The following is a 24,944-nucleotide window of genomic DNA, read 5'->3' as shown; positions in this document are numbered from 1 at the left end:
ATGTTCAACAAAGTCCCCCGATATCCTCGAATTCACGCGTCCTCAGCGTCGCCCGCCGCGAGCGCATCTTCGATTCTCTTCCGAGCGCCAGCTAAGTGTTCTTCGCAGCGTTTAGCGAGCTGTTCGCCTCTTTCCCACAGTTTCAGCGACTCATCCAGGTCCAATCCGCCCTGCTCCAGCGCTCGGACGACCTCGATCAATTCGTCCCGGCACGCTTCATAGGCCAGGTGACTAATAGGTGTAATGGATTCGCCCTCTTCCGGGGTCGCGGCCTCGTCTCCGCCGTCGTTTTTACGCGCCATCGGTCCGTCCCTCGCTCACGGCGGCCACGGCGCCGTCGGCCACCCGCACCCGCAGCCGGGTGCCCGCCGGCGCGTCGTCGACCGAGCGGAGCACCCGGTTCGTCGGCCCGATGGATTGCACGACGGCGTAGCCGCGGGCCAGCGTGGCCGCCGGCCCCAGCGTCGCCAACCGCGCGCTCAGGTGGCCGACGCGCTCGCTCTCGGTGGCGGCCAGCCGGGTGATGTCGCGGCGAATCGCCGACCGGGCGCGGTGCACCTCCTCGGCGCGCGCGGTGAGCGCCGCCAGCGGCTCGGCCAGCACCGGGCGGCTGCGGATCTGGGCCAGCGCCCGCTGCTCGCGGGACACCCAGTTGCGCAGCGCCTGCGCGCTGCGCCGGCGCAGGTCGTCGATCAGCCGCTGCTCGGCGGCGGTATCGGGCACCACCTTCTTCGCCGCGTCGGTGGGAGTGGCCGCACGAAGGTCGGCGACCAGATCGCACAGCGGATTGTCGGGCTCGTGGCCGACCGCACTGATCACCGGCGTGCGGCACGCCGCGATGGCGCGGCACAGCGTCTCGTCGGAGAACGGCAGCAGGTCCTCCACGCTGCCGCCGCCGCGGGCCAGCACGATGACGTCCACCTCGGCGTCGCGATCGAGTTCGCCCAGCGCCTCGACGATCTGGGCGACCGCGTTGGGCCCCTGGACCGCAGTGTTGCGCACCGCGAAGCGCACCCCGGGCCAGCGTGCGGCCGCCACGGTTGTCACGTCGCGTTCGGCGGCGCTGGCCCGGCCGGTGATCAAGCCGATCAGGTTGGGCAGGAAGGGGATTGGTCGTTTGAGCCGAGGATCGAATAGCCCCTCGGCGTCCAGCAGCCGGCGCAGCCGCTCGATGCGGGCCAGCAGCTCGCCCACCCCGACCGCGCGAATCTCGGTGAGCCGCAACGAGAATGTGCCCCGCCCCGTGTAGAAGGACGGCTTGCCGCGCACCACCACCTGCGTGCCTTCGGCCAGCTTGACCGGCGCGCCCAGCACCAGGTCGCGCGGGCACGTCACGCTCAGGGACATGTCGGCGGCCGGGTCACGCAGCACCATGAACACGGTTTTGGAATCCTGCCGCATCGAAATCTGGGCGAGCTGGCCCTCCACCCAGACTGTGCCCAGCTTGTCGATCCAGCCGGCGACCCGGATGGCCACCGCGCGCACCGGAAACGGGTTCTCGGCGGAATTCGGTTCGGAGGTAACGGCCGGTGTCACTTCGCGTTCGCGCGGGTGATCCTGTTGGCGAGCAGCGTCTGGAACGGTGCGCGGCCCTTGGTGGCCTGCTCGAAGGCCAGCAGGGCTTCGAGTTCGTCCACGCTCAGCGATTGCAGGCGGGCCCGCAGCTGCGCCAGCGTCAGCGCCGCGTAGTCCAGCTCGGTGACCACCGCCGGTTGCGGAACCGAGGCGTTGGCGGCCGGCTTCTTCGATTGCCGGGCGGGCTTGGTCAGGGCGCTGGCGTCTTCGTGCGCGTCGGCCACCGAGTACAGCGCGAACCGGCCCTCGGCCCGGCGCTCGCCCTCACCGCCGTCCTGCACCGGGCTGAAGCCGCCGTCGATCGCGTCGTTCAGGTCCTCGTCGAAGGTGGCCCACTCCGGCTTCTCATCCCGGGGCGGGAAGATCGATTCGAGGGTGCTGTCGCCCTTGATCGCCAGCTCGGCGAGGTTCTGCTGAAAGCGCATCACGATGTGTGCAGCCTGGCTGGCCAGCGTCATCGGGTACATCAGGATGGTTTTCGGCAGCCTGATGGTCTCTTCGACAGCGACTGTTGCCGCGCCGACCAGCAGCCGAACGCCATACGGTGCAGTGCCCATGGGTCCCAGATTGCCCTAAGCGGCGGATAACTCCAAGCCCACCGGCGCGAGCTGGCAAGCCCGTGTCGGCAGTAAGTACCCTGGACGACATGCCGCCGACTATCGACATGGGGATTCCCGGCCGGGTGGGAGGACCAGCGCGATCGGTAGCCAGCGACCCAGCCCGTAAGCGAGTGCTCCTGGCCGAACCGCGCGGGTATTGCGCGGGCGTGGACAGGGCCGTGGAGACCGTGGAACGCGCACTGGAAAAGCACGGCCCACCGGTCTACGTGCGTCACGAGATCGTGCACAACCGGCACGTCGTCACCACTCTGGAAAAGGCCGGCGCGGTGTTCGTCGAGGAGACCGACGAGGTTCCCGAAGGCGCCATCGTGGTGTTCTCCGCCCACGGCGTCGCGCCCACGGTGCACGCCGCGGCCGCCGACCGGAACCTGCACACCATCGACGCCACGTGCCCTTTGGTGACCAAGGTGCACAACGAGGCCAGGCGATTCGCCCGCAACGACTACGACATCTTGCTCATCGGCCACGAGGGCCACGAGGAGGTCGTCGGGACCGCCGGGGAGGCGCCCGACCACGTGCAGTTGGTCGATGGGGTCGCCGCCGTGGACAACGTGACGGTGCGCGACGAGAACAAGGTGGTGTGGCTCTCGCAGACCACGCTGTCGGTCGACGAGACGATGGAGATCGTCGAGCGGCTGCGGCAGCGGTTCCCGAAGCTGCAGGATCCGCCCAGCGACGACATCTGCTACGCGACCCAGAACCGCCAGGTCGCGGTCAAGGCGATGGCCCCGGAGTGCGATCTGGTGATCGTCGTCGGGTCCCGCAACTCGTCGAATTCGGTGCGGCTGGTCGAGGTGGCGCTGGGCGGCGGGGCGTCCGCCGCGCACTTGGTCGACTGGGCCGACGACATCGACCCGGCGTGGCTGGAAGGCGTCACCACGGTGGGCGTCACCTCAGGCGCATCGGTGCCCGAAGTCCTGGTCGAAGGCGTGCTGGCGCGGCTGGCCGAGTGCGGCTACGACGTGGTGCAGCCGGTCACAACCGCGCAGGAGACCCTGGTGTTCGCGCTGCCGCGCGAGATCCGGTCAGGTCGCTGAGCCGCGCTGCGCCTCATCCCGATGGTGCGACCCGCCGCGCCCGGCTACGCCGCGCTTGCGATCGCCACTAGACGTCGTACTCCCACGATTCCGCCGGCGACCGCCCGTGCGAGCGCCCCGGCGTCCGCGAGCGGCTGCGGCGCTCGGTGTGTGGCTCGCGCGGCGGGTCTTGTGAACCGGCGCCGCGGTAGCGCACCTGCGAGATGGGGTGATGCGTCCCGGTGGACCCGTTCGACGGGGGCCGCCGGCGCCGCGGTTCATAGGACGGCTCGTAGGGCTCGCGGCTCTCGTAGCGGCTCTCATACCGGCTCGCGGAAGTGGGGCCACTCGGCGGGTCATAGCGGTCGCCGTAGGACTCGAAGCTGTCGAAACGGCTGCTCCGCGGGGTGGGCCGCTCATAGGGGTTGCGGCGGGTGCGTGGTTCGCGACGGGCTTCCCGGGGCGATTGGCCGCGCGGATCGGCATCGGCGTCCGGTCGCGGCCGACGGCGTGACCGGCGGGCCGGGTCGGCGGCGTCATAGTCGCGAGCCGAGGCTGCGCTGCGGCGCGTGCTGCTGCGCCTCGGGCGCTCTGGCCGTTCGACCGGTTCGGACCCGTCGCCCAGCGGCTCGCGGGAGTGGCGGGACCGGGTGCGTGCCGACCGGGTGGAGGAGCGGGTGTTGCGCGTCGTGCTGCGGGTCCTCGACGACGAGCCCGACCTGCGCGTGCGACGCGAATCGGTGGTGTCGTCGGCCTCGTCCGCGTCCGCATCGGACTGCAGTACCGACTGCGCTTTGGCGACGATGCCGTTGAAGAATGACTTGACGTCGACGCTCGCGGCCCCGGCAGCGTCCTCGGAGGCGTTCGCCGTCGCGCTCGTCTTGTAAGTGTTTCCGAAATACCAGCGGGCCAGCCCGATCGCCAGCACGCCGCCGGCGGTGCCCAGCATCAGCGGGAACCGCTCGATCAGCGGGTAGCCGCAGTTGATCAGCAGATCCTTGAGGCGGCCGACCTTGGCGTCGTGGAACAGCCAATAGGCGCCGGGGACCGCGCCGAACAGGATCAGGGGCGGCTGGATGATCGTGGTGAAGATGCCGTCCTGGCGTACCGCCAGCACCGCCGCTACGCAGCCCGCTATATAGAAGCCGGCGAAGACGTGGGTCAGTTCCTTGTGACCAGCGTCGATTCCGTAGCCGATAGCAGTCGCTGTGACGGCGATAAGCAGGGCCGCGTACCAGGGGACACCTGGGATATTTGGGTGGATCGAACGATGAGCACCCTCCACCGTCGAACTTGCCCGCTGTGCTGACACATGTAGACCGTACCGGGAATGGGACGAAAGGCCCGTAAATACCTCGTTGCGATCCTGTGCGCGCCATGCTCGCGTGCAGTATCGGCGGTGATCAACGGTCCCCGGCGCCCGTCACCGCCCACACCCCTAGACTTGATTCCCCGTGAGCCTGAGCCTGGGAATAGTTGGTTTGCCCAACGTCGGCAAGTCGACCTTGTTCAACGCGTTGACCCGGAACAACGTGGTGGCGGCCAACTATCCGTTCGCGACGATCGAGCCCAACGAGGGCGTCGTCCCGCTGCCCGATCCGCGGCTGGACAAGCTGGCCGAAATGTTTGATTCCGAGAGGATCGTGCCGGCGCCGGTGACGTTCGTCGACATTGCCGGGATCGTGAAGGGCGCGTCCGAGGGCGCCGGGCTGGGCAACAAGTTCCTGGCCAACATCCGCGAGTGTGACGCGATCTGCCAGGTGGTGCGGGTGTTCGCCGACGACGACGTCGTGCACGTCGACGGCAAAGTCGATCCGGCCTCCGACATCGAGGTGATCGAGACCGAGCTGATCCTCGCCGACATGCAGACGCTGGAGAAGGCCGTCCCGCGGCTGGAGAAGGAAGCCCGCAATAACAAGGACCGCAAGCCGGTGCACGAGGCGGCCGTGGCCGCGGAAGCTGTGCTGAACTCGGGCAAGACGCTGTTTGCTTCCGGTGCCGACACCTCACTGCTGCGCGAGCTGAACCTGATGACCACCAAGCCGTTTCTGTACGTGTTCAACGCCGACGAGTCCGTGCTGACCGACGACGCCCGCAAGGCCGAGCTGTGCGCGATGGTCGCACCCGCCGACGCGGTATTCCTCGACGCGAAGATCGAGGCCGAACTGCAAGAGCTGGACGACGAGTCGGCGGCCGAGCTGCTCGAGTCCATCGGACAAACCGAGCGTGGGTTAGATGCGTTGGCGCGGGCGGGTTTTCACACTCTGAAGTTGCAGACCTATCTGACGGCGGGCCCAAAAGAGGCGCGCGCGTGGGTAATTCATCAGGGCGACACCGCGCCGAAGGCCGCCGGGGTGATCCACACCGACTTCGAGAAGGGCTTCATCAAGGCCGAAATCGTCTCCTACGACGACCTGATCGCCGCGGGGTCGATGGCGGCGGCCAAGGCGGCCGGCAAGGTTCGCATGGAGGGCAAGGACTACGTCATGGCCGACGGCGATGTGGTCGAGTTCCGGTTCCAAACAACGTCAGGTGGTAAAGCCGCCGCGCGTTGATTTGACCTTGGCAACGGCCGAGTCGAGGTCGCATCTGAGTAGTCGGCGAAGTGAATGACGAATCCGCATATCAGCTCGACCTAGCGTCTCGTTTGCCGATTCGATCAGCTCGCGCGATTTTTGGCATCGTTCGCGCACGGTGGCTTGGAGGACGCTGGAGCGCGCCCTGGCGTCATCGACGGCATTCTCGAGGAAGTGGCTGCCCATCTGGCTCCCCAATCTGCATAAACGCGTTAATTGGGATTACCCTTAATCGTCGAGTTTCAGTGCTCCATGGAGCGCGTCTCGGTTAAGCAGCAGCCGAGGAGGGTCATGGTTGTTGAGTCTGTCGGCGGCGTGCCGGACGACCTCGAACAGCGGACCGCCGTGCTGGACGCGCGCGAGGCTGAACTAGAGCATCGCGCTGCTCAACTGAAACTACGCGAGCATCTGGCTGACGAGCGTGATCGACTTGCTGACGAGCGAGAACGGATCGCCGACGAGCGAGAACAGATCGCCGATACGCGCGAGCGGCTCTCAGATGAACGCGAGGGCACGTCTGCGGAGCGCGAACGCGAACGACTGCGCCGCGAAAGCGATCGCCTAGATCGAGCGGCGGCCGGTGAGCGCCGTGAGGAGGCGGACGTCGCCCGTGAGATGGCCGCGACCGAAAGAAGAAGTGATCACGACGAGCGGTGACGTGGTGGAGTTCCGGTTCAACGTGTAGGCCGGTGAGTCAACGCAGGCGGCTGGGAATCGTCCTCGGCCTCAACGTTTCCCTGATAACCGCGCTGGTTGTCGTCGGCCTGGCCGCACATTCGGTTGGCGTCATCGCGGCAGCCGGTGACACGTCGGCGGATTCCGTCGCACTGGTTCTCGGCCTGATCGCCGTAACTGTCCGGGACCGCACGGCCTATGCCTGGCGTTCGCTGGCGATACCTGTGGTCGCCCTGATCAACGGCGGTGCGCTGTTGGTCGTGGCAGCGTTGATAGCGGCGGAGTCGATAAGCCGGCTGGCTCGCGGAGTTCCCGAGGTACACGGCCTGCCGATGTTGATTGTCAGCGCGGTGACGATGGCAGTCCTGCTGGCGGGTGCGTGGGTGCTGGGCGCCTCGGCCGCGAACGAGGACCTTCACATGCGTTCCGTACTGCTGGACACGCTCGCCGACGCAGCCGCGGCCGCGGCGGTTGCCGCCGCTGGTGCGGTGATCGCGCTGACCGGACGCTTCTTCTGGCTCGACTCGGTTCTCGCACTTGCAATAGCGGCTGTAGTCGCAGCTCCCGCCGGCGCGCTGTGCCTCAAGGCCGTTGCAGCCATACGCGGCAAGGCAGTCGATTTCACCGATGACTAGGGCCGGCGATGTGGTGGAGGTCCGATTCGACGACTAGGACGGCCATGGCACCAAAAAAAGGTACGTCCGTGCCAGAAAATGCTTGCGCAATGGGTACCGGTTCGCATAGCTTGGGCACCAGGGGTCAAGTCACACGTGCGGGCCGATGTGGCACACATCCCAGCATCAGGTATCACGCGGTCGCACAGTTTGCGGCCGCGCCTGGACGAAGGAATAGCTCGTTGTCAGGAGAGAGTCGGGCCGCGCGGCCCACAAATCTTGCGCTCGTAAAAAACACGCCGGGCGCCACAGCCGAGAACGATCGCGCTTGGGTTTCGAAGGCGCTGTGTCGGGGAACAGATCCGGACGCACTTTTTGTGCGCGGTGCCAAACAACGTGAGGCTACGGTCATCTGCCGTCGCTGCCCTGTGATGAGAGAGTGCGGAGCGGAGGCGCTCGACAATAGGGTCGAGTTCGGTGTCTGGGGCGGCATGACCGAGCGCCAGCGCAGGGCTCTGCTTAAGAAAAATCCCGAGATCGCCTCGTGGACGGAGTTTTTCGACAAGCGCAACGCCGCCTCCGTCGGACAGCGGCTAGGGGCGCCGCTGAAGGCACGAGGCTAAGTTTTTACGGCTCAACTCACGGCGTCAATGCCGGCAATCTGCCGGTACCGGATTCGTTGTGAGAGTCGGACATAGATTTAGGCCCGTAGTTGGAGCGCTCCTACGCGGTGTTCTTGTATGACCCGATCAATGAGATTCATTGGGAGCTGGCGTGGATGCCGAAAGTTCCTACGCCTCGCCAACTTTGGTCGCACTATCGATCAATTCGTGCTTTCGCCAAGGGTTGCCGGACCTGCCGAAAACGGTTCCTGGCGTCGCATGGCAGGTGACGACCTGCCCCGCCGCTGACTGCCCGACCGTGATGGCGTCGGCGATCTCGTAGCCATCGGAGAACAAGCCCCACGGTTGCTCAAACGGGCGATCGATGCGCCGCAGACGCCGAGTACGCGTACGGCCAACAAACGAAGCTCACGTCCATACAACGACTGCTCGAACGTGGTGTTGTGGTCTGATGGCGTACTTTAAGCGTGGCGGCGGGCTGTCAGGGGGTTCTGCGGAGCTCCGCCGCCCAGATGAGGAAGTAGTCGCTTGAGCTACAGGCATGCCCGCCCATCCGTATGTCCGATGCGTACCGGGGTGTAGCAACTCGAGGGAAGGGCAGTGGCTGATCGCACCGACACCTGGCACCAGGCCACGGCTCGACGCGATGAACTGCTCAACGTGCTCGAGGTCGAGTGCATCGTTTCCGGCCTACTCAGAACGACCGCCCAAGACGTATCTTTCGCCGCGATCCAGTCATGCCTTCGAGCAAAATTGCTGCTAGCCGAATTGGGGGACCATGCGGAGAGCACGCCTGGAGGCCGCCGTCCCGATGCGTCAGCGCTCGCGCTGGACGACCAGGCGAACCAGACACCATCAGACGGTCTAGTCGATGCTCCGCCGCCCCCACCTGCTAGCGGCGATGCCCATCCATCCGCCGACAGCCCGGAAAACCGCCCTCATGCGCGCCACCGCAATACGGTCCGTGCGCAGCTATTTGCCGCCGATGCTCATAAGCGCGCCGCCAGGATTCACGAGCGAGCGGCAAGCCTGGGACTGGGCGATGCGGGAGCACATTGGCAAGCAGCCGACAGGCATCGCGCCGCTCAAGCCCACGCCATCCTCCGCGACTGGACCTATCCGCTGGCAGCCGAGCAAGAAGCCGGTGGCGACTTTGCGCAGACGCCGTCTACCGACGACACGGCGTAACGGGCGTCGGACCAGTTTCGCCGCAACTGCGACTTGGCGGCGACCAGCGTATGTCCAGGTCTCGATAGGACCTTGCCGGTGCGCCCGAGTTGTCGGAGGCGGCGCCTAGCATTCGGTGCTCAGACATTGAGAGGGACCGACTGCATGAAGTTCATTTCGACCCGAATCATCACGGCCGACGTCAAGCGGCTCGTCGATTTTTACGAGACGGTCACCGGGGTCACGGCGATCTGGGGCAACGAGTTGTTCGCCGAGATCCCGACACCGATCGGCACGCTGGCCATCGGCAGCGACAAAACCGTCCCGCTGTTTGGAGACGGGTCCGCCGAGCCCGCGGCCAACCGCAGCGCCATCCTGGAGTTCATCGTCGAGGACGTGGACGCCGAGTACGAGCGGCTTCGCGAGCACATCGCAGATGTGGTGACGACGCCGACAACGATGCCCTGGGGAAACCGCGCGTTGTTGTTCCGGGATCCGGACGGAAACCTGGTCAACCTGTTCACTCCGGTGACCGACGATGCGCGGGCCAAGTTCGGAGTGTGACTGTAGGGCGACGGTCGAGGTTTCGCTCCAACGTCTGGGCTGCGGCACGGCGTCCCGCCTATCCTTGCCGTTGTGAGCGAAGCGTGCGCTCCGGGTTGTGAGTGCTGCGGCACCCGTGGCGTTGCATCCACTCGCGACACCGGATGGGTACGGGCTGCCCGCGCGGCCCGCTGGCTGGCCTGGGCCAGTCTGCTGTGGATGTGCGCTGAGGGTGCGCTTGGCCTCTGGCAGGGATTCGCAACGGGCTCAATCTCTTTGATCGGCTGGGCGCTCGGCAGTGCAGTCGAGGGACTGGCAAGTCTGATCGTGGTGTGGCGGTTCACCGGTTCGCGCACCTTGTCGGAGACGGCCGAGCGGCAAGCGCAACGCGGTATCGCGGTTTCGTTTTGGCTCATCGCTCCCTACATCGCTGCGGAATCGGTGCACAATCTGCTCACCGGAGCGCGCCCTGAGACTTCGGTCATCGGCATCGCCCTGACCGCTCTGGCATTGGTGGTCATGCCGCTTTTGGGTTGGGCCAAACAACAATTGGGCGCACGGCTGGACTCACAAGCGACTGCCGGCGAGGGCACGCAGAACTACCTGTGCGCGGCGCAGGCCGCCGCGGTGCTGTGCACCCTTGCCGTCCTCGCCGTCTGGCCCGGCGGGTGGTGGCTGGATCCGGTGGTCGGACTGGGCATCGCCGGCCTTGCCTTCTCGGAAGGGATCGAGGCCTGGCGCGGCCGCGACTGCTGCTGACGCCCGCCTGCATCCGCCGACGAGGCCCGCGCACTTCCCGACCGATTCGAATTGCCACTTGCCCGGATCCCCGCCGAGGGAAATTCTTAGGAGATGGCGACGGTGAAGAGCGCGGTGTGGCGATCTGCGAGCGTGGTGTTGGGCGGCGCGTTGGCGGTGTCGGCTCTGACTCTTGGCGGCACCGTCGCTCAGGCGGCTCCGCTCCCGGCGCCCATCGGCCATTGGTGCCCGGGCGATCCGTGGGATCCCACTTGGGGCAACGTGGCGGACTGGGACTGGCGTCAGTGCCACGACTGGCAACGGCCTGGCGGCCCGACCGCCCCGGCGGGCTGGGGGCCCTGGGGACCTCCGCCGGCGTGGGCTCCGCCGCAGCCACCCCAACCGGCCTGGGCGCCAGGGGCTCAAATGATGTGGAACCCCACCGGCGCCGGTAACTGGGGAATCTGGAACAACGGGATTTGGACGCCCCTGTGACCAACGATCGCCGATTGCCAGGAACTGGCCGGCGATGAGCGGCGCCACCTGGGTCGAATGGTAGGGCGCTCAGCATTAGGGGTGAACTGTGGCCGCCGAGGATCGTGTCGAGCCGCCCGCGGAGCCGGAACGGCGGGCTCATGCGCTCGACGAGCGCGAAGAGGCCCTCGCCCGGCGTGAGGCTGCCGTCAAGCGACGCGAATTCCAGGCGGGGCGAAGAGACCGGGTCGCCGGCCAGCGTGAGCGGATAGCGGATGACCGCGAGCGGGTGGCAGACGAACGGGAGCGCGCGGACGAACGCGAGGGCACGGCCGCGGAGCACGAGCGCGAACGACTGCTGCGGAAAGACGACAGGGTAAGCCTGTGCGAGCGCGCGCAAAGCGGGAGCAAGCCGGCATCGACCGCGAGACGGCGGAAAGCGAACGCGGCCGCGGTAGCGCCTAATCGGTAACCCCTGGGAAGCGTCGTCAGGAAACCGGAGAAGCGGCCCGCCGGTAGCGCATGCATTTTGCTGCTGAAAATATACCGATGTGTAATTAGTTTGCTCCGCGTGCGGCGTACGTCATGGTCTGTATAGCGAATGACCTGCGCCACAAATTTTGGCTAGCGATAATTATTGTTGCTAGCCTCCCTGCCCATGGTCGTTATTGCAACATTGATGTCGTTGATCGGGCAGGTCTCCGGCACGCCATATATTCCGGGTGGCGATTCTCCCGCGGGAACGGATTGTTCGGGACTTGCTTCGTGGATTGCGAATGCAGCAACTGACAGGCCCGTTTTCGGCGATCGATTCAACACCGGAAACGAAGAGGGTGCATTGTTGGCGCGCGGCTTCCAGTACGGAACCGCCCCCAACGCCTTGGTCATCGGATGGAACGGTGGCCACACCGCGGTGACGTTGCCGGACGGAACGTCCGTGTCCAGCGGTGAGCGTGGCGGCGTGAATTTGGGCGGTCCAGGCGCCTACCAGGCCGGATTCACCCACCACATGTTCCTCCCGATGCCGCCGGAAGACGGTGGCGCGCCGCCGCCGCTGTTCGCGCCGCCTCCGCCGCCGGACGCTCCGCCGCCGCCGCCGGACGCTCCGCCGCCGCCGGACGCCCCGCCGCCGCCGCCGGACGCCCCGCCGCCGGCCGTCCTAATCGACGCTCCGGCGCCCGTTCCGCCTCCGCCGGGTCCCTGATTGTCTTTATTCCGGCCCAGCCGGAATTGCGAATCAAAAACAAATAGAACGCCGATTGCCGGACATAGAAGATTTATTTTTCGGTCATGCGGGCGTGTGCGGTTTGCCGTGGCGCGGAATAGTGAAATGTCCCTGTGAGCGGCTGATTTGTGATCTACACCACTGACGCCGATTGGGTAGTCTGCGGCAAAAGTGTGCTCATGCGTCAGGTGTGACGCATGAGCACACTTTGCTCTAACCATTACCCAAGCAAACTACGTCGGGCGTTCGGCCGCGGATGCCGCCGTAGCGCCACCCATGGGCGGATAGGCTGGCGCTGCCCGCGGAGACCGGGCGGGCGTAACCGGAACAGCGAACCGAGGCGGGGCCGCAATGATCTTCATCGTCGTCAAGTTCGAGACCAAGCCCGAGTGGACCGACCGCTGGCCCGAATTCGTGGCGTCGTTCACCGCGGCGACGAGGGCCGAAGAAGGCAACCTCTGGTTCGACTGGTCGCGCAGCCTGGACAACCCTGCGGAGTACGTCTTGGTAGAGGCGTTCCGCGACGATGAGGCGGGCGGGGCCCACGTCAACAGCGACCACTTCAAGCGATTCATCCAAGAGGTTCCGCAGGCGCTGACGTCGACGCCCAAGATCATCAACCAGACCATCGACGCCACGGGCTGGTCGGAGATGGGCGAGATGGCGGTCGAGTAGCCCTCGACTAGCCGACCGCGATCTCGATCTCGTCGCCCAGGGCGTAGCCCGGTGACAGCGGAAGCCTGTCACCGCTCCAGAACGAGCCCGGGTCGAAGTAGTTGGAGTACTTCTCCGTGGTGAGCAACCCCATTTCCTCGTAGGTGATCGCCACCGTTTCCGCGCAGTAGGCCACCTCCAGGCCGAGCTTCTGGCGCTCCTTTCGTCGCTGCGTCGATTCGCGAATTTTCTTGTCCACGAACGGGATTCCGCGTGTCCAGTCGTAGGCGTTCGGCAGCCGACCTCGCAGCCACCGGCCGGTAAGGCGCATGGTGGTGGGAAATGCGGTGCCGTCCATCCGGGCGATCACGCGCAGCAGGGTGTTCTCTTGCTCCCGGTTGGCCGGCGGGGTCAGCTGGCGTAGCCAGCACCGCTGGTGGTAGCGCTGCGACCACTGCAACACCGACTGCGCAAGGTCGTTGAGTTGCACGCCTCGGTGATTCGTTCCCGTCCACACGTCGACGAGCTTGTCGCCGAGTTCGGCGTGCCAGATCAACGGCGGCAGGTCGTCGATGGCCACCGTCATCCCGACGTGGTTCACCGGGCTGTTTGTCAGCGTCTGGATGGCGCGGTCGGGTCCCGAACCGCCGCGAAACAACCAGAGGTCGCCGGTGCGGGTCTGTTCGAGCGCTTGGTTCAAAGTGAGCATCTTCGTGTAAGCCCGTTCGCCGCCGCAACTTTCGTTGCTGTCGTCGCCAATATGAGCCCGCCGGTACGTCACGCGCGATGCGTTGCCGAATGTTGCGGGCACACAAGTCAATCACAAGCGGGCCATAACGACCCGGCTGCGCATAGCCTGGTGTCATGCGCAATGTGTGGAAGTGGCTGGGATTGGCCGGCGCCGCCGGTGTCGTCGCGGGGGGCGCGCTGGTCGTGCGCGACCAACGCAAGCGACGCGCATACACCGCCGACGAGGTCCGCGACCGTCTGCATCAGCGGCTGGCCGAATACAACGGGGACGGCGTTCAGTCCGGCTCGGAATCGGACGGAGACTCGACGGCGAACAAGCGGTAGGTGCCCGAAAAGCCCTTCAGCTCCACATTGCGACCATCGTCGAACCGGATGCCGTCAGAATCGGAAAGCGCGTCTCGCACCGGCTGACTCACCAGAATCTCGCCGCCGACCGCTTGTGCGGCAACCCGTGCCGCCATTGCGACGTTGCGGCCGAACAGATCATCGCCACGACGCACCGAGCGCCCCATGTGGATGCCGATCCGCACGCGAATCTCCTCACGCCGCTTGCGATTAGCGTCCTTTCGCAACGCGTTCTGCAGGTCGAGACCGCACAGGACCGCCTGCTCGGCGCGAGCGAACGCGATCATGAAGCCGTCACCCTGGCTCTTCACCACATGACCGGACCGTCGTCGCACCAGGTCCGAGACCAGCTTGTCGTGCGAGCTGATCAGCTTGACCCACGCGCGGTCGCCGATCCGCTCGTTGAGCTTGGTGGACTCCTCGATGTCGGAGAACAAGATGACCACCCGGCCGTCCGGGGTGACGCGGGCGAGGTCGGGTCGCTCGACTTCGGCCCAGTCCGCCAGGTCCTCGATGCTGCTGCGGACGGCCGCGCCGAAGCCCTCCTTGCGCATCAGGTTCGCGGTGTTCCACACCCTCTTGACGGCCTCGCGACCCCCCGACAGCAGCTGATTGCGGGTGTCGGTCCTCTGCTGCAACTCCTTGAGCTCCTGCTGACTGCGCACCAGCAACCGCCACAGCACGATCAACGCGACACCCTCGATCGCGGCGATCCCGGCCAGGATGTAGACCGTGAGGTGTAGCGGATCGGGCATGCCGACCATCCTTTCAAGGCCGCGGTGCACTCAGGTTGTCGGCTCTATCGGCTGTGTCTAGTGTTGACTCCGCCAGCCGCGGGTAGTGATCTCAAAGGGGCCGATCGGGTGACTTTCGGGAGGAGCGGTTTTGGCCGAGGACGACAGTAACCCATCTGACCTGCTGGTGGTCTTCGGAATCACCGGAGATCTGGCGCGCAAGATGACATTCCGGGCGTTGTATCGGCTCGAGCGCCGCGACATGCTGAACCATCCGATCGTGGGTGTGGCCAGCGACGACATCACCATCGAGCAGTTGCAGGATCGGGCGCGCGACGCCATCAAGGCATCGGGGGAGACGTTCGACGACGCCGTGTTCGACCGGCTGGCGCAGCGGCTGTCCTACCTGCACGGCGACGTCACCGACGCCAACCTCTACACGCAGCTCGCCAAGAAGATCCCCTCGGACTCCCATCCGCTCTACTACCTCGAAATGCCGCCGTCCCTGTTCGCGCCGATCGTGGAGAACCTTGCGAAGGCCGACCTGCTGGAGCGGGCCAGGGTGGCGGTGGAAAAGCCGTTCGGCCACGACCTGGACTCGGCGCGTGACCTCAACGACCGGCTGCGCGCGGTGCTCGACGAAGACCAAATCCTGCGCGTGGACCACTTTTTGGGCAAACAGCCGGTCGAAGAACTGCAGTACCTGCGGTTCGCGAACCAGGGCCTGGCCAAGCTGTGGGACCGCGACAGCATCTCCGAGATCCACATCACCATGGCCGAGGACTTCGGCATCGAGGACCGTGGCAAGTTCTACGACGTGGTGGGCGCCCTTCGCGATGTCGTGCAAAATCACCTGCTGCAGGTGCTCGCCCTCGTCGCGATGGAACCCCCGGTCGGGGCGGGCGCTGACGACCTGAACGACAAGAAGGCCGAGGTTTTCCGGGCGATGCCGGCGCTGGATCCGGAGCGTTGCGTCCGCGGCCAGTATCGCGGCTACACCGACGTCGCCGGTGTCGCAAAGGATTCCACCACCGAGACCTACATCGCGCTGCGCACCGAGATCGACAACTGGCGCTGGGCCGGGGTGCCGATCTTCCTGCGTGCTGGAAAAGCGTTGCCGGAGAAGGTGACCGAGGTCCGGATGTTCCTGCACCACGTTCCGGGGTTCTCGTTCCTGCCCAACCGCCGGCCGCCCGAGTGCAACCAGATCGTGTTGCGCATCGACCCCGATCCCGGGATGCGGCTGCAGTTGTCCGCCCAGGCCGGCGATTCGTGGCACGACGTTCACCTGGACTCGTCATTCGCCGAGGATCTCGGCGAACCGGTGCGGCCCTACGAGCGGTTGCTCTACGCCGCGTTCAACGGAGATCGACAGTTGTTCGCCCGCGAAGATGCCATCGAAGAGACGTGGCGGATTGTGCAGCCCGTGCTGGACAAGCCTGGCCGCATTCATCATTACGACGAGGGTTCGTGGGGACCCGAGGCCGCACAGTCGCTGCTGCGGGGCCACCACAGCTGGCATGAGCCGTGGCTGCCGCGTAGCAAGCCCACCCAACAGTAAGGAGACACCCACGATGCAGCTTGGGATGATCGGCCTCGGCCGGATGGGCGCGAACATCGTCCGTCGCGTCGCCAAGGGCGGACACGAATGCGTGGTCTACGACCACAACCCCGACGCGGTCAAGGCGATGGCAGGGGAGGAGAGGACCACTGGAGTGGGCTCGCTGCAGGAGCTCGCCGAGATGCTGACGGCGCCGCGGGTCGTCTGGGTCATGGTGCCGGCCGGCACGATCACAACGGGTGTCATCGACGAACTGGCCAAGACGCTCGAGCCGGGTGACATCGTCATCGACGGTGGCAACTCCTACTACCGCGACGATATTCGCCACGCGAAAACGCTGTCGGAGAAAGGCATTCACCTACTCGACTGCGGCACCAGCGGCGGCGTGTGGGGCCGGGAACGCGGCTACTGCCTGATGATCGGCGGCGACGACGAGGCTTTCCTGCACGCCGAGCCGATCTTCTCCACCGTCGCACCGGGCGTCGACGCCGCGGCCCGCACGCCGGGTCGCGAGGGCGAGGTCGCGCGGTCGGAGCAGGGCTATCTCCACTGCGGACCGGCCGGTGCCGGGCACTTCGTGAAGATGGTGCACAACGGAATCGAGTACGGAATGATGGCCTCGCTCGCAGAGGGGTTGAACATTCTGCGCAATGCCGACATCGGCAAACACGTGCAGGAGGGTGACGCCGAAACCGCGCCGCTGGAGCACCCCGAGTTCTACCAGTACGACTTCGACATTCCGGAGGTCGCCGAGGTGTGGCGGCGCGGCAGCGTCATCGGCTCCTGGTTGCTGGACCTGACGGCGATTGCGCTGCACGACTCGCCCGACCTCAAGGAGTTCTCCGGACGGGTCTCCGACTCCGGGGAGGGCCGGTGGACCGCCATCGCGGCGATCGACGAGGGCGTTCCGTCGCCGGTGCTCACGACCGCGCTGCAGTCCCGCTTCGCCTCGCGTTCACTGGACGACTTCGCCAACAAGGCGCTCTCGGCGATGCGCAAGCAATTCGGCGGGCACGCCGAGAAGCCGGCGAACTAGCGGGTCGCCGCCATCGATCAACGGCGGTTGACGAACGCCACCACCGCGTCGCTGAACGCGTCGTTGTCGTCGCCGGCCGCGGTGTGCCCGGCGTTGGACAGCTCGACGAACTCGGCGCGCGGCACGGTGGCCAGGAAGTGCCGAACGCCCTCGGGGCTCACCACATCGGACAGCTTGCCGCGGATCAGCAAGACGGGAATTGTCAGGTTCTTGGCGGCCTGCTCGAAGCTCTCGGTGCGCAGTTCGGGATCGTCGCCGGGCTTGGTCATGAAGGCGGGGTCCCAGTGCCAATACCAGCGGCCGTCGCGCAGGCGCAGGTTCTTTTTCAGCCCCTCGGGGCTGCGCGGCTTGCTCCGGTAGGGCAGGTAGGCGGCGACGGCGTCGGCGGCCTGCTCCAGCGAGTCGAAGCCGTCGAGGCCACTGAACATGAAGTCGCGGATGCGGGCGCTGCCGCCCTTTTCGAATCGGGGGACCACGTCGACGAGCACCAATCGGGTCACCTTCGCCGGACCTGCCCGGTGAGCGGCAAGGATGCCGGTCAGCCCGCCCATGCTTGCGCCGATGATCGTGACCGGGCGACCGATCGCGTGCAGCACCCGCATGACGTCGCCGGTGAGCGTCTCGATCTCGTAGTCGGCGTCAGGGGAGCGTGCGCTGTCTCCGTGTCCGCGGGAATCCAGCGCCACCACGTGCAGCCCCTCATCGGCCAGCGTCTGGCCGGTGTTTTTCCAGGAAAACCGGTTCTGGCCGCCACCGTGCAACATCAGGATGCTCGGTCGCCCGGCACCGTCGGAGCCGCGATTCCATTCGTCGGCGACCAGGGAGATCCCGTCGACGCCGGCAAACTCCACCGTCTCGGGACTGCTGCTGACGGTATTCATGCGACCTGACGTTACATAGGCCGGTTAAGCACTGTTGCGCGGGTGGACGACGCGGTGAGTTTTCGTCGCCGACGGGGTCTATCAATGGCAGAGACCAACGAGCCATCAAGGAGGCCCCGGACATGCCATCGATCACCCCGTCGTTGTGGTTCGACGACAACCTCGAGGAGGCCGCCCGGTTCTACACCTCGGTGTTCCCCAACTCCCACATCGAGGGCTTCAACCAGACCACCGACGCCGGACCGGGGGAGCCGGGCAGGGTCCTGTCCGGCAGCTTCGTGCTGGACGGCACCCGGTTCATCGGGATCAACGGCGGTCCGCACTTCCACTTCACCGAGGCGGTCTCGTTCACGATCCACTGCAAAGACCAGGACGAGGTGGACTACTACTGGGACCGGCTGACCGACGGGGGCGAGGAATCGCAATGCGGCTGGCTCAAAGACCGCTTCGGGATGAGCTGGCAAATCGTCCCGGACCGGCTCTACGAACTGATCGGCGACCCCGACCGCACGCGGGCGGCGGCCGCCACCAACGCGATGTACGGCATGCGCAAGATCGTCATCGCCGAGCTGGAGCGGGCCGCCGCGCTGCAGCGGTGAAAAGTCCTGGTACAGAGACGGTTTGACCCTCTGTCGACCAGGGTCGGTGCGTCGCGAGGCCGCACAGGTTAGGTTGATCCCTGCGGAGACGTCGAGCAGGGAGTGAACATGGCTGAACCAGGCTGGATCGACGTGACCGGTCCCGCGGGGGACCTCAAGGCCCTCACCTGGGGGCCAGCAGACGGTCCCATCGCGCTGTGCCTGCACGGCTTCCCCGACACCCCCTACGGCTGGCGCAAGGTCGCCCCCCGGCTCGCCGAGGCGGGATGGCGGGTGATCGCGCCCTTCATGCGCGGATACGCGCCGTCGTCGATCCCGATCGACGGCAGCTATCAGGTGGGCGCGCTGATGGACGACGCCCTGCGGGTGCGCTCGGCCGCGGGCGGTACCGAGAACGACGTGGTCATCGGCCACGACTGGGGCGCGATCGCCGGCACCGGCCTGGCCGCCATGCCCGACAGCCCGTTCACGAAGGCGGTGATCATGTCAGTGCCGCCGTCGGCGGCGTTCCGGCGGCGCGGCGGTGGCGCGGGCGAGCGGGGCCGGCACGCCGCCCATCTCGCGCGCCAGGTTTTCCGCAGCTGGTACATCATGTACTTCCAATTGCCTTGGCTGCCCGAGCGTTCCGCGTCCTGGGTGTTGCCGCTGCTGTGGCGGCGGTGGTCGCCCGGTTATCGCGCCGACGAGGACTTGCGTCACGTCGATGCCGCGATCGGGGCGCCGGATAGCTGGCGCGCGGCGCTGGGACCGTACCGCGCCACCATCCGCAACACCCGGCCGACGGCGCGGTATGCCGCATTGAACCAGTTGTGGACCGAAGAACCCGTGCTGCCGTGCCTCTACCTGCACGGTCGCGACGACGGTTGCATGACACCGGCTTTCGCGCGCTGGGCCGAAAAGGTGCTGCCCGCGGGCAGCGAGGTCGGCATCGTCGAACATGCCGGCCATTTCCTGCAGCTCGAGCAGCCCGACAAGGTCGCCGACCTGGTGCTCGGGTTCATCGGCTCACCCGGCTGACACCGTGGCTCGGGCGGGGCACCGGATGGCTGCCGTCGACGCGCAGTTCTACTGGATGTCGGCCAAGATTCCCAGCGACGAGTTCCTGCTCTACGCGTTCGACGGTGCGCCCGCCGACTATGCGCGTGCCGTCGAGCAACTCTGCTCGCGGGCCAACGCCGAGCCGGCGCTGACGATGCGGCTGCGGGACCGAGGCCGGTGGCGCTTCCCGCAGTGGGTGCCGGCGGCCGTCACGGCCGAGCAGGCTGTTCGTCACGACCTCGCCGAGCAGAGCTGGGATGGCGTGCTGGCGGCCGTCGCCGGCTTCGCCGATGACCAGCTGGACGTCCGGCGAATGGCCTGGCGCCTGCACGTCTTCACCCCGGTGGGTGGCATTCCCGGTGTCACCGGGTCGGGTGCCGTCGCGGTGTTGCAGGTCGCCCACGCGCTGGCCGACGGCGCCCGCTCCGCGGCGATGGCGGCGTGGCTGTTCGGCCGACCGGGGCCGGTGCCCGAGGTGCCCAAACCACGGCCGGGCTTTCTGCCCTGGCGAGCCGTGCAGGCGGCGCGCACCCATCGCCGGCTGGAGCGCGACATCCGCGCGGGGCTGGTGGCCCCCGGCGCCGGGTCGCGTCCGCTGCTGCCGACGAATGCGCGTCCCGAGGGCGCCCGCGCGGTGCGGACGTTGGTACGACACCGTTCGCAGCTGCCCGGCCCCACCATCACGGTCGGCGTGCTGAGCGCGGTGGCGCAGGCCCTGTCCGATCTGCTTGACGGGCAATGCGATTCGCTGGGCGCCGAGGTTCCGATGGCTAAACCCGGTGCGGCGCGGGCGCACAACCACTTCGGCAACATCGTGGTGGGGCTGTACCCGCAGCTGGGGCCGGACGCGCGCGCCGAGCGGATCGCGGCCGACCTGGCCAACGGCCGGCGCCGCTTCGAGCACCCGGCCACCCGGGCCGCCGACCGCGCGTTCGCGGCGGTGCCGGCCGGGTTGCTGCGTTGGGGCATCGAACAATTCGATGTCGAGGCGCGCGCGACGCAAGTGTCGGGCAACACCGTGCTGTCCAGCGTCAACCGCGGGGCGGCCGATCTGAGTTTTGGCGGCGCCCGGGTGGTGCTGACGTCGGGATACCCGGCGCTGTCGCCGATGATGGGGCTGACGCACGGTGTGCACGGCATCGGCGACACCATCGCGATCAGCGTGCACGCGGCGGCCTCGGCCGTGCCCGACGTCGACGCCTACCTGGCGCTGCTCGATGCGGCGCTCTAGCTACTGCGCGTCGCCGGATCTAGCCGCCTCTTCGCGGGTCAGGCCGGCGGCGACGATCAGCTCTTCGTGCAGCTCGAACCACACCGTGTGGTAGGAGTCGATCAACGGCCGGGTCAGCCAGGTGGTCTCCCCGGCCTTGATTTTGTCCAGTGCCGCAACCAGTTTGGCCGCGTAGGCGCTCAGCCGCGGCAGTTGAGCCGCGGCGGCCTCGATGATTGGCATCGTGCGGGCGTGCACGTCGTCGAGGCGGGCCAGCACCGCGGTGTCGTAGGCGGTGTCGTCGTGGGCATTGGGAACGCCGTCCGGTCCGCCCTTGAGCTGCCAATCCGTCACCAACCGCTTGAAGTCGGCGTTCACGGCGCGGAAGTCGTCGTAGGCGGTGGCCATCGCGTTTGTGTCGATGCCCTTGCGTTCCTCGGCGAGCAGCGCCGCCAGCCGGTCGGTCCCGCTGAGGGTGATCCGCAACGTAGGGCCTTCGGTCAGCAGTCCCGCGGCAGTCAGCCGCTCGACAACCGGGGCGATGTCGGCAAGGTCGGCACCGAGCGTCGCGGCCAGGTCGGCGGGAGTCACCCGTCCTTTGAGCCGAACCCCTTGCAGCACAGCCAATTCGGTCACGATGCGGATCCCGGTGTCAGGCGCAGCGCGGTCAGCATCACGATCAACGGCGTCGCCGACACCACGTCCGCCTGCCCGCTGTTCAGTGCGGCGCGCACCGCGGCCTCGGAGCTGTCGTCCAGTCGCATGTGGTCGCCCGCGGCGTGGGCACGCAGCGGGCTGATCCGCCGTGCGATGTCGGCCAGTTCGCGCAGTTCGGGCGTGTCGTCTTCCGACCACGCGGACAGGCTCAGATTGCCCTCGCGCACTTCGCCTTCGGCGCCGTCGACGGTGATGTGCTTGCCGGCCAGCGCTGCCGCGACCCCCTGGCCGCAACCCACCACCGCCACCCGGCCCAGTTCGCGGCTGACCACCGCCGCATGGCTGGAGGCGCCGCCGACCTCGGTGACGATGCCCTGCGCGGCCAGCATGCCCGATACGTCTTCGGGCCGGGTGTGATCGCGCACCAGGATCACGCGCTCGCCGCGATCGGCGGCGCGCAGCGCTTCGTCGACATCGGTGTACGCCGTGCCGGACGCCACGCCCGGGCACGCCGGTAATCCCTTGGCCAATAGCGGTGCCGCCAAACGTATTTCGGGCTGCAACGCCGGTTGCAGCAGGGCTTGGACGTGCGCCGGGGTCACGCGCCGCAATGTCTCCGCGTCATCGATGAGTCCCTCGTGCCGCAGCTGCAGCGCCGTGCGCACCGCCGCCTGTGCCGAGCGTTCCGCCGCTCGCGTCTGCAACAGCCACAGCATGCCGTCCTCGACGGTGAACTCGATCTCCTGGATGTCGGAGTCGAGCCGTTCCAAGGCACGGGCGGCACCGATCAGGTCGTCGTAGACGGCCGGCTGTTCGTCACGCAGCGCGGCGATCGGTTCGACATCGACCGACCCCGACACCACGTCGTCGCCCTGGCCGCCGGGCAGCCATTCGCCGAACGGTTCGTTGTCGCCGGTGATCGGATTGCGGGAAAAGAACGCCCCTGCACCGGAATTGGGACCATGGTTGCCGAACACCATCGCCTGCACGACCACGGCGGTGCCGTGCTGATCGTCCATTCCGTAGTGGGCGCGATAGGCGACCGCACGGGGTGAATTCCACGAGGCGAATACCGCCTCGATGGCGGCGCGCAACTGCGCGTACGGGTCCGACGGCACCGATTCGTGCTCGGCGACGCCGACGATGCGCCGATACATGTTTGCGAACCGCCGGTGAGTGTCGCGGGCGAACGCTTGGTCACCGGTGGCCGCCAGCGCCTGCTCGACGTCATCGTTGATGCCGAGGTCCAGGATGGTGTCCATCATGCCCGGCATGGACTGGGTGGCTCCGGAGCGCACGCTGACCAACAGGGGATGCGGGCCCCGGCCGAACGTGCGTGCGGTCTGCGCCTCCAGCCAGCGCATCCGGTCGAGCACGTCGTCCCAGACGGCGTCCATGGTCGCCGCGGGATCGGCGAGATACCGCAGGCCCACCGCGGTGGTGATGCAGAACGCCGGCGGCACCGGCAGGTTGTGCCGGCGCATCGCCTCGATGCCGTGGCCCTTGTTGCCCAGCAGCTCCCGCGGGTGGCTCGATGCGCCGTCCAGCAACACCACGGAGTGCTCGGTAGGCGCAGACCCACGGCCGCGTGACGCATTGCGGTGGGCGCCGCTGCCTGGTGCGGTGCCAGCCGTGGTGCACCCCCTTGGTGGTGTGGCTACTGATCGGGCCGACGTCGGAACGCCCGCTATGTTCCCACACGGACCAGCGGATTAAGCGACGTAGCTGCTCGGCGGCTCTTGTGGTGCCGCCCGGCCCATGATCTAGGTTTACAGTTATGACTTCATATGACACGTTCCATGACGTCGGAGTGCTGATCCTGCGGCTGGTGTTGGGCGTGACGCTGGCCGCGCATGGCTACAACAAGTTCTTCGGCGGTGGCCGCATCCCGGGCACCGCGCGCTGGTTCGAGAGCATCGGCATGAAGCCCGGCAAGTTCCACGCCACCGTGGCGGCGACCACGGAAATGACCGCCGGATTGGGCCTGGCCGCCGGATTTCTGACCCCGATCCCAGCGGCGGGCTTCGTCTCGCTCATGATCGTCGCGGCCTGGACGGTGCACCGCGCCAACGGCTTCTTCATCGTCAAGGAGGGCTGGGAGTACAACCTGGTGCTGGCGCTCAGCGCGGTGGGCGTGGCCACGCTGGGCGCGGGCAAGTACAGCCTGGACTACCTGGTCTTCGGGAAGAGCTGGATGGACGGCTGGCAGGGCCTGGTGATCTCGGCGGGGTTGGGCCTGGCCGGCGCCATCGGCCAGTTGGCGATCTTCTACCGCCCGCCGGCTAAGCAAGCCAGTTGATCTCGCCGCTGCCGTCGATAGCCGTGGCGACGCGCTGCACTGCTTTCTCGACGCGCGGCGCGCGCGACAAGGAGTTAAACTCACCGCCGTAGCTCTTTGCCCAGCAAAGGAGACACCCATGGCCCGCCTGCGTTCCCGACTGGCCCGCGCGGGCGTGGTTACCGCCTTGACCGGTCTGACCGCCACTGGGTTAGCCACGACGGCTGCGGCAGATTCCGCCACTCCCGCCAATAATCCGGTGGACGTGCAAACGCTGATGAGCCACCTCTCGGGCGGCTACACCCCCGCCGACTGCCACCCCGCCGGCGCGCACTCCGCCCTGGCGGTGGCCGCGGTCAACTGCGACAACTACAGTCACGATCCCGGTGGCCCCTGGAACGCGGATTACCTGCTGTACGCCAACACCGACGATTTGAATGCCGACTTCCAGCGGGGCCTCGCGGAGGACCCGCAGACTCCGGCGCAACCGTTCCCGGATGGCACGAAGGGGCCTACCCAATGGGATCGCGGCGGGCACAACGGGTCGGTGGTGTTCCTCAGCGCTGGCCAAGATGATGGCGTCTATCTGGTCTGGACAGACATCCCGGCACGGATGCTAGTAGTCGCCGAGCAGGGCATCGCCCCGGAGAGCACCCAAGCCGCCCTGTACGACTGGTGGCAGGCCGAGGGCGTTCGCTGATCGAGTTCGCGGGACTGTGGAGGGTGGTCGAATGTCGGGCCGGATAGAGCTACTCAGAGTGCGCCACCGCGGCATAACGCCGCGCTCTGGCTCTGTACATTCAGCAGGAAAAATTAGGAACGGTGCCATGGCGAATCGAACTGGCAGAGCCGCGGCGTGCGTTGGTGCTGCCGTACTTGCACTGGCGCTCGGCGGTGTCGGTGGTGCAGGTATGCCGCGCACCAACGCCGCCCCTGCGCCGATTGCCGCCCCTGCGCCGATTGCGGCCCCGACGCCCGCATCGCCGGACGGCGTTTGCTGTGCCGATGCCGCCCAACCCCAAGCAAGCGGCTCGGACTGCATAATCGGCCTGAACTGCGGCCAAATTCGGCCTCGTCCTCGCCGGACGGCGCCGGCGCCCCCTCCTCCGCCTCCTCCTCCGCAGCAATAATCGCGGTGGGCCCTGCCCGCGCCACGTTTGACCGTGCGAGCTTTACGTCGCGTCGTCGCCATCCTCGACCAGCAAGTTTTCCGGGTGATGGAAGGTGTTGGTGCGGGGTTGGCCGCGGTCGAGATGGGGCGGCGGTATCCATTCGGTATCGCCGTTGGCGCGTTTTCGGGTCGTCCAGCCCTTCTCGAGAAGCCGGTGGTGGGGTCCGCAGGCCAGGGTGAGTTG

At 67.0% G+C, this 24,944-nt stretch carries 28 protein-coding genes and 3 pseudogenes; 21 read left to right on the top strand and 10 right to left on the bottom strand.

Annotated features, from left to right (window positions below; translation table 11 throughout):
• Nucleotides 1-32: 32 nt before the first annotated feature.
• Genes A5732_RS02375 through A5732_RS02365 form a run of 3 tightly spaced genes read right to left on the bottom strand, consistent with a single transcriptional unit; the run spans nucleotide 33 to nucleotide 2,132 of the window.
• Complete coding sequence (locus A5732_RS02375) at nucleotides 33-302, bottom strand: exodeoxyribonuclease VII small subunit (protein ID WP_064952956.1); 270 nt, start codon at nucleotides 300-302, stop codon at nucleotides 33-35.
• Nucleotides 292-1,536 carry an exodeoxyribonuclease VII large subunit gene (gene xseA, locus A5732_RS02370; RefSeq protein WP_076100416.1) on the bottom strand — a complete coding sequence of 415 codons (1,245 nt, stop codon included), beginning with the start codon at nucleotides 1,534-1,536 and terminating at the stop codon, nucleotides 292-294. The genes A5732_RS02375 and xseA overlap by 11 nt, the downstream gene beginning before the upstream one ends.
• The gene (locus A5732_RS02365) at nucleotides 1,533-2,132 is read right to left on the bottom strand and encodes a lipid droplet-associated protein (RefSeq protein WP_064952958.1); all 600 of its coding nucleotides are present in this window, start codon (nucleotides 2,130-2,132) and stop codon (nucleotides 1,533-1,535) included. The genes xseA and A5732_RS02365 overlap by 4 nt, the downstream gene beginning before the upstream one ends.
• Before the next feature lie 89 nt (nucleotides 2,133-2,221).
• Here A5732_RS02365 and A5732_RS02360 point away from each other — a divergent pair, with 89 nt between their 5' ends.
• On the top strand, nucleotides 2,222-3,232 hold the full coding sequence (locus A5732_RS02360) for a 4-hydroxy-3-methylbut-2-enyl diphosphate reductase (RefSeq protein WP_076050909.1): 1,011 nt from the start codon (nucleotides 2,222-2,224) through the stop codon (nucleotides 3,230-3,232).
• Between the two features lie 67 nt (nucleotides 3,233-3,299).
• Here the strand turns inward: A5732_RS02360 and A5732_RS02355 are convergent, their stop codons facing one another.
• Nucleotides 3,300-4,523: a DUF6542 domain-containing protein gene (locus A5732_RS02355; protein ID WP_216351561.1), complete on the bottom strand. Its 1,224-nt coding sequence runs from the start codon at nucleotides 4,521-4,523 to the stop codon at nucleotides 3,300-3,302.
• A 142-nt stretch (nucleotides 4,524-4,665) separates the two neighbouring features.
• Here A5732_RS02355 and ychF point away from each other — a divergent pair, with 142 nt between their 5' ends.
• The 12 genes and pseudogenes from ychF to A5732_RS02300 all read left to right on the top strand — a co-directional run bounded on the left by ychF (nucleotide 4,666) and on the right by A5732_RS02300 (nucleotide 12,521).
• Nucleotides 4,666-5,766, top strand: coding sequence for a redox-regulated ATPase YchF (ychF, locus tag A5732_RS02350; protein WP_076100410.1), 1,101 nt, complete (start codon nucleotides 4,666-4,668; stop codon nucleotides 5,764-5,766).
• Nucleotides 5,767-6,078: 312 nt separating this feature from the next.
• A complete protein-coding gene (locus tag A5732_RS02345) occupies nucleotides 6,079-6,444 on the top strand; it encodes a hypothetical protein (protein WP_076100471.1) in 366 nt (121 codons plus the stop codon).
• Between the two features lie 32 nt (nucleotides 6,445-6,476).
• Nucleotides 6,477-7,097, top strand: coding sequence for a cation transporter (locus A5732_RS02340; protein ID WP_076050906.1), 621 nt, complete (start codon nucleotides 6,477-6,479; stop codon nucleotides 7,095-7,097).
• Between the two features lie 221 nt (nucleotides 7,098-7,318).
• Nucleotides 7,319-7,699 (top strand): WhiB family transcriptional regulator, encoded by a 381-nt coding sequence (locus A5732_RS02335; RefSeq protein WP_076100407.1) that lies wholly within the window; start codon nucleotides 7,319-7,321, stop codon nucleotides 7,697-7,699.
• 101 nt (nucleotides 7,700-7,800) lie between these two features.
• A pseudogene (locus A5732_RS27495) lies at nucleotides 7,801-8,021 on the top strand (hypothetical protein); the annotation flags it as partial.
• A gap of 278 nt (nucleotides 8,022-8,299) precedes the next feature.
• Entirely contained in the window at nucleotides 8,300-8,887 is a 588-nt protein-coding gene (locus tag A5732_RS26820; RefSeq protein ID WP_142256533.1) for a hypothetical protein, read from the top strand.
• Nucleotides 8,888-9,031: 144 nt separating this feature from the next.
• On the top strand, nucleotides 9,032-9,430 hold the full coding sequence (locus tag A5732_RS02325) for a VOC family protein (RefSeq protein ID WP_076100405.1): 399 nt from the start codon (nucleotides 9,032-9,034) through the stop codon (nucleotides 9,428-9,430).
• 174 nt (nucleotides 9,431-9,604) lie between these two features.
• A complete protein-coding gene (locus A5732_RS02320; protein ID WP_253188983.1) occupies nucleotides 9,605-10,168 on the top strand; it encodes a cation transporter in 564 nt (187 codons plus the stop codon).
• A gap of 93 nt (nucleotides 10,169-10,261) precedes the next feature.
• On the top strand, nucleotides 10,262-10,642 hold the full coding sequence (locus A5732_RS02315) for a hypothetical protein (protein WP_076050902.1): 381 nt from the start codon (nucleotides 10,262-10,264) through the stop codon (nucleotides 10,640-10,642).
• An 88-nt stretch (nucleotides 10,643-10,730) separates the two neighbouring features.
• Nucleotides 10,731-11,086, top strand: a pseudogene (locus A5732_RS02310) (hypothetical protein).
• Nucleotides 11,087-11,279: 193 nt separating this feature from the next.
• Complete coding sequence (locus tag A5732_RS02305; RefSeq protein ID WP_076100400.1) at nucleotides 11,280-11,825, top strand: glycoside hydrolase; 546 nt, start codon at nucleotides 11,280-11,282, stop codon at nucleotides 11,823-11,825.
• Nucleotides 11,826-12,197: 372 nt separating this feature from the next.
• On the top strand, nucleotides 12,198-12,521 hold the full coding sequence (locus tag A5732_RS02300) for a putative quinol monooxygenase (protein WP_065075860.1): 324 nt from the start codon (nucleotides 12,198-12,200) through the stop codon (nucleotides 12,519-12,521).
• Nucleotides 12,522-12,528: 7 nt separating this feature from the next.
• Here the strand turns inward: A5732_RS02300 and A5732_RS02295 are convergent, their stop codons facing one another.
• Nucleotides 12,529-13,209 (bottom strand): guanylate cyclase, encoded by a 681-nt coding sequence (locus A5732_RS02295; RefSeq protein WP_076050925.1) that lies wholly within the window; start codon nucleotides 13,207-13,209, stop codon nucleotides 12,529-12,531.
• Nucleotides 13,210-13,364: 155 nt separating this feature from the next.
• On the opposite strand from A5732_RS02295, the gene A5732_RS02290 reads away from it, so the two are divergent.
• The gene (locus A5732_RS02290; protein ID WP_065055743.1) at nucleotides 13,365-13,574 is read left to right on the top strand and encodes a hypothetical protein; all 210 of its coding nucleotides are present in this window, start codon (nucleotides 13,365-13,367) and stop codon (nucleotides 13,572-13,574) included.
• On the opposite strand, the gene A5732_RS02285 is transcribed toward A5732_RS02290, so the two are convergent.
• Nucleotides 13,526-14,359, bottom strand: a complete 834-nt coding sequence (locus tag A5732_RS02285) for an adenylate/guanylate cyclase domain-containing protein (protein WP_076050900.1) — start codon at nucleotides 14,357-14,359, stop codon at nucleotides 13,526-13,528. The genes A5732_RS02290 and A5732_RS02285 overlap by 49 nt on opposite strands.
• Before the next feature lie 121 nt (nucleotides 14,360-14,480).
• On the opposite strand from A5732_RS02285, the gene A5732_RS02280 reads away from it, so the two are divergent.
• Entirely contained in the window at nucleotides 14,481-15,890 is a 1,410-nt protein-coding gene (locus A5732_RS02280) for a glucose-6-phosphate dehydrogenase (RefSeq protein WP_076050899.1), read from the top strand.
• Nucleotides 15,891-15,903: 13 nt separating this feature from the next.
• A complete protein-coding gene (gnd, locus tag A5732_RS02275; RefSeq protein WP_253188980.1) occupies nucleotides 15,904-16,926 on the top strand; it encodes a phosphogluconate dehydrogenase (NAD(+)-dependent, decarboxylating) in 1,023 nt (340 codons plus the stop codon).
• Between the two features lie 17 nt (nucleotides 16,927-16,943).
• On the opposite strand, the gene A5732_RS02270 is transcribed toward gnd, so the two are convergent.
• Complete coding sequence (locus A5732_RS02270; protein ID WP_076050897.1) at nucleotides 16,944-17,807, bottom strand: alpha/beta fold hydrolase; 864 nt, start codon at nucleotides 17,805-17,807, stop codon at nucleotides 16,944-16,946.
• Between the two features lie 122 nt (nucleotides 17,808-17,929).
• On the opposite strand from A5732_RS02270, the gene A5732_RS02265 reads away from it, so the two are divergent.
• The 3 genes from A5732_RS02265 (at nucleotide 17,930) to A5732_RS02255 (ending at nucleotide 20,675) form a co-directional block, all read left to right on the top strand.
• Nucleotides 17,930-18,406, top strand: coding sequence for a VOC family protein (locus A5732_RS02265; protein ID WP_064952979.1), 477 nt, complete (start codon nucleotides 17,930-17,932; stop codon nucleotides 18,404-18,406).
• 108 nt (nucleotides 18,407-18,514) lie between these two features.
• Nucleotides 18,515-19,423 (top strand): alpha/beta fold hydrolase, encoded by a 909-nt coding sequence (locus A5732_RS02260; protein WP_076100469.1) that lies wholly within the window; start codon nucleotides 18,515-18,517, stop codon nucleotides 19,421-19,423.
• A 25-nt stretch (nucleotides 19,424-19,448) separates the two neighbouring features.
• Nucleotides 19,449-20,675: a WS/DGAT domain-containing protein gene (locus tag A5732_RS02255; RefSeq protein WP_076100394.1), complete on the top strand. Its 1,227-nt coding sequence runs from the start codon at nucleotides 19,449-19,451 to the stop codon at nucleotides 20,673-20,675.
• Here the strand turns inward: A5732_RS02255 and A5732_RS02250 are convergent, their stop codons facing one another.
• Nucleotides 20,676-21,290 (bottom strand): MarR family transcriptional regulator, encoded by a 615-nt coding sequence (locus A5732_RS02250; protein ID WP_076100392.1) that lies wholly within the window; start codon nucleotides 21,288-21,290, stop codon nucleotides 20,676-20,678.
• On the bottom strand, nucleotides 21,287-22,867 hold the full coding sequence (locus A5732_RS02245; RefSeq protein WP_076100391.1) for a pyruvate, phosphate dikinase: 1,581 nt from the start codon (nucleotides 22,865-22,867) through the stop codon (nucleotides 21,287-21,289). The genes A5732_RS02250 and A5732_RS02245 overlap by 4 nt, the downstream gene beginning before the upstream one ends.
• 221 nt (nucleotides 22,868-23,088) lie before the next feature.
• Between A5732_RS02245 and A5732_RS02240 the strand changes: the two genes are divergently transcribed.
• Both A5732_RS02240 and A5732_RS02235 read left to right on the top strand, forming a co-directional pair.
• Nucleotides 23,089-23,610: a DoxX family protein gene (locus A5732_RS02240; RefSeq protein ID WP_076100389.1), complete on the top strand. Its 522-nt coding sequence runs from the start codon at nucleotides 23,089-23,091 to the stop codon at nucleotides 23,608-23,610.
• 118 nt (nucleotides 23,611-23,728) lie between these two features.
• A complete protein-coding gene (locus A5732_RS02235) occupies nucleotides 23,729-24,289 on the top strand; it encodes a hypothetical protein (RefSeq protein WP_142256532.1) in 561 nt (186 codons plus the stop codon).
• 472 nt (nucleotides 24,290-24,761) lie between these two features.
• Here the strand turns inward: A5732_RS02235 and A5732_RS02230 are convergent.
• A pseudogene (locus A5732_RS02230) lies at nucleotides 24,762-24,944 on the bottom strand (HNH endonuclease signature motif containing protein); the annotation flags it as partial.

Origin of the sequence: Mycobacterium colombiense (genome assembly GCF_001953985.1) — a bacterium.
Classification (GTDB): Bacteria; Actinomycetota; Actinomycetes; order Mycobacteriales; family Mycobacteriaceae; genus Mycobacterium; species Mycobacterium colombiense_B.
The sequence above is the reverse complement of the archived record's forward strand: the minus strand, read 5'-3'. Positions and strand labels throughout refer to the sequence as shown.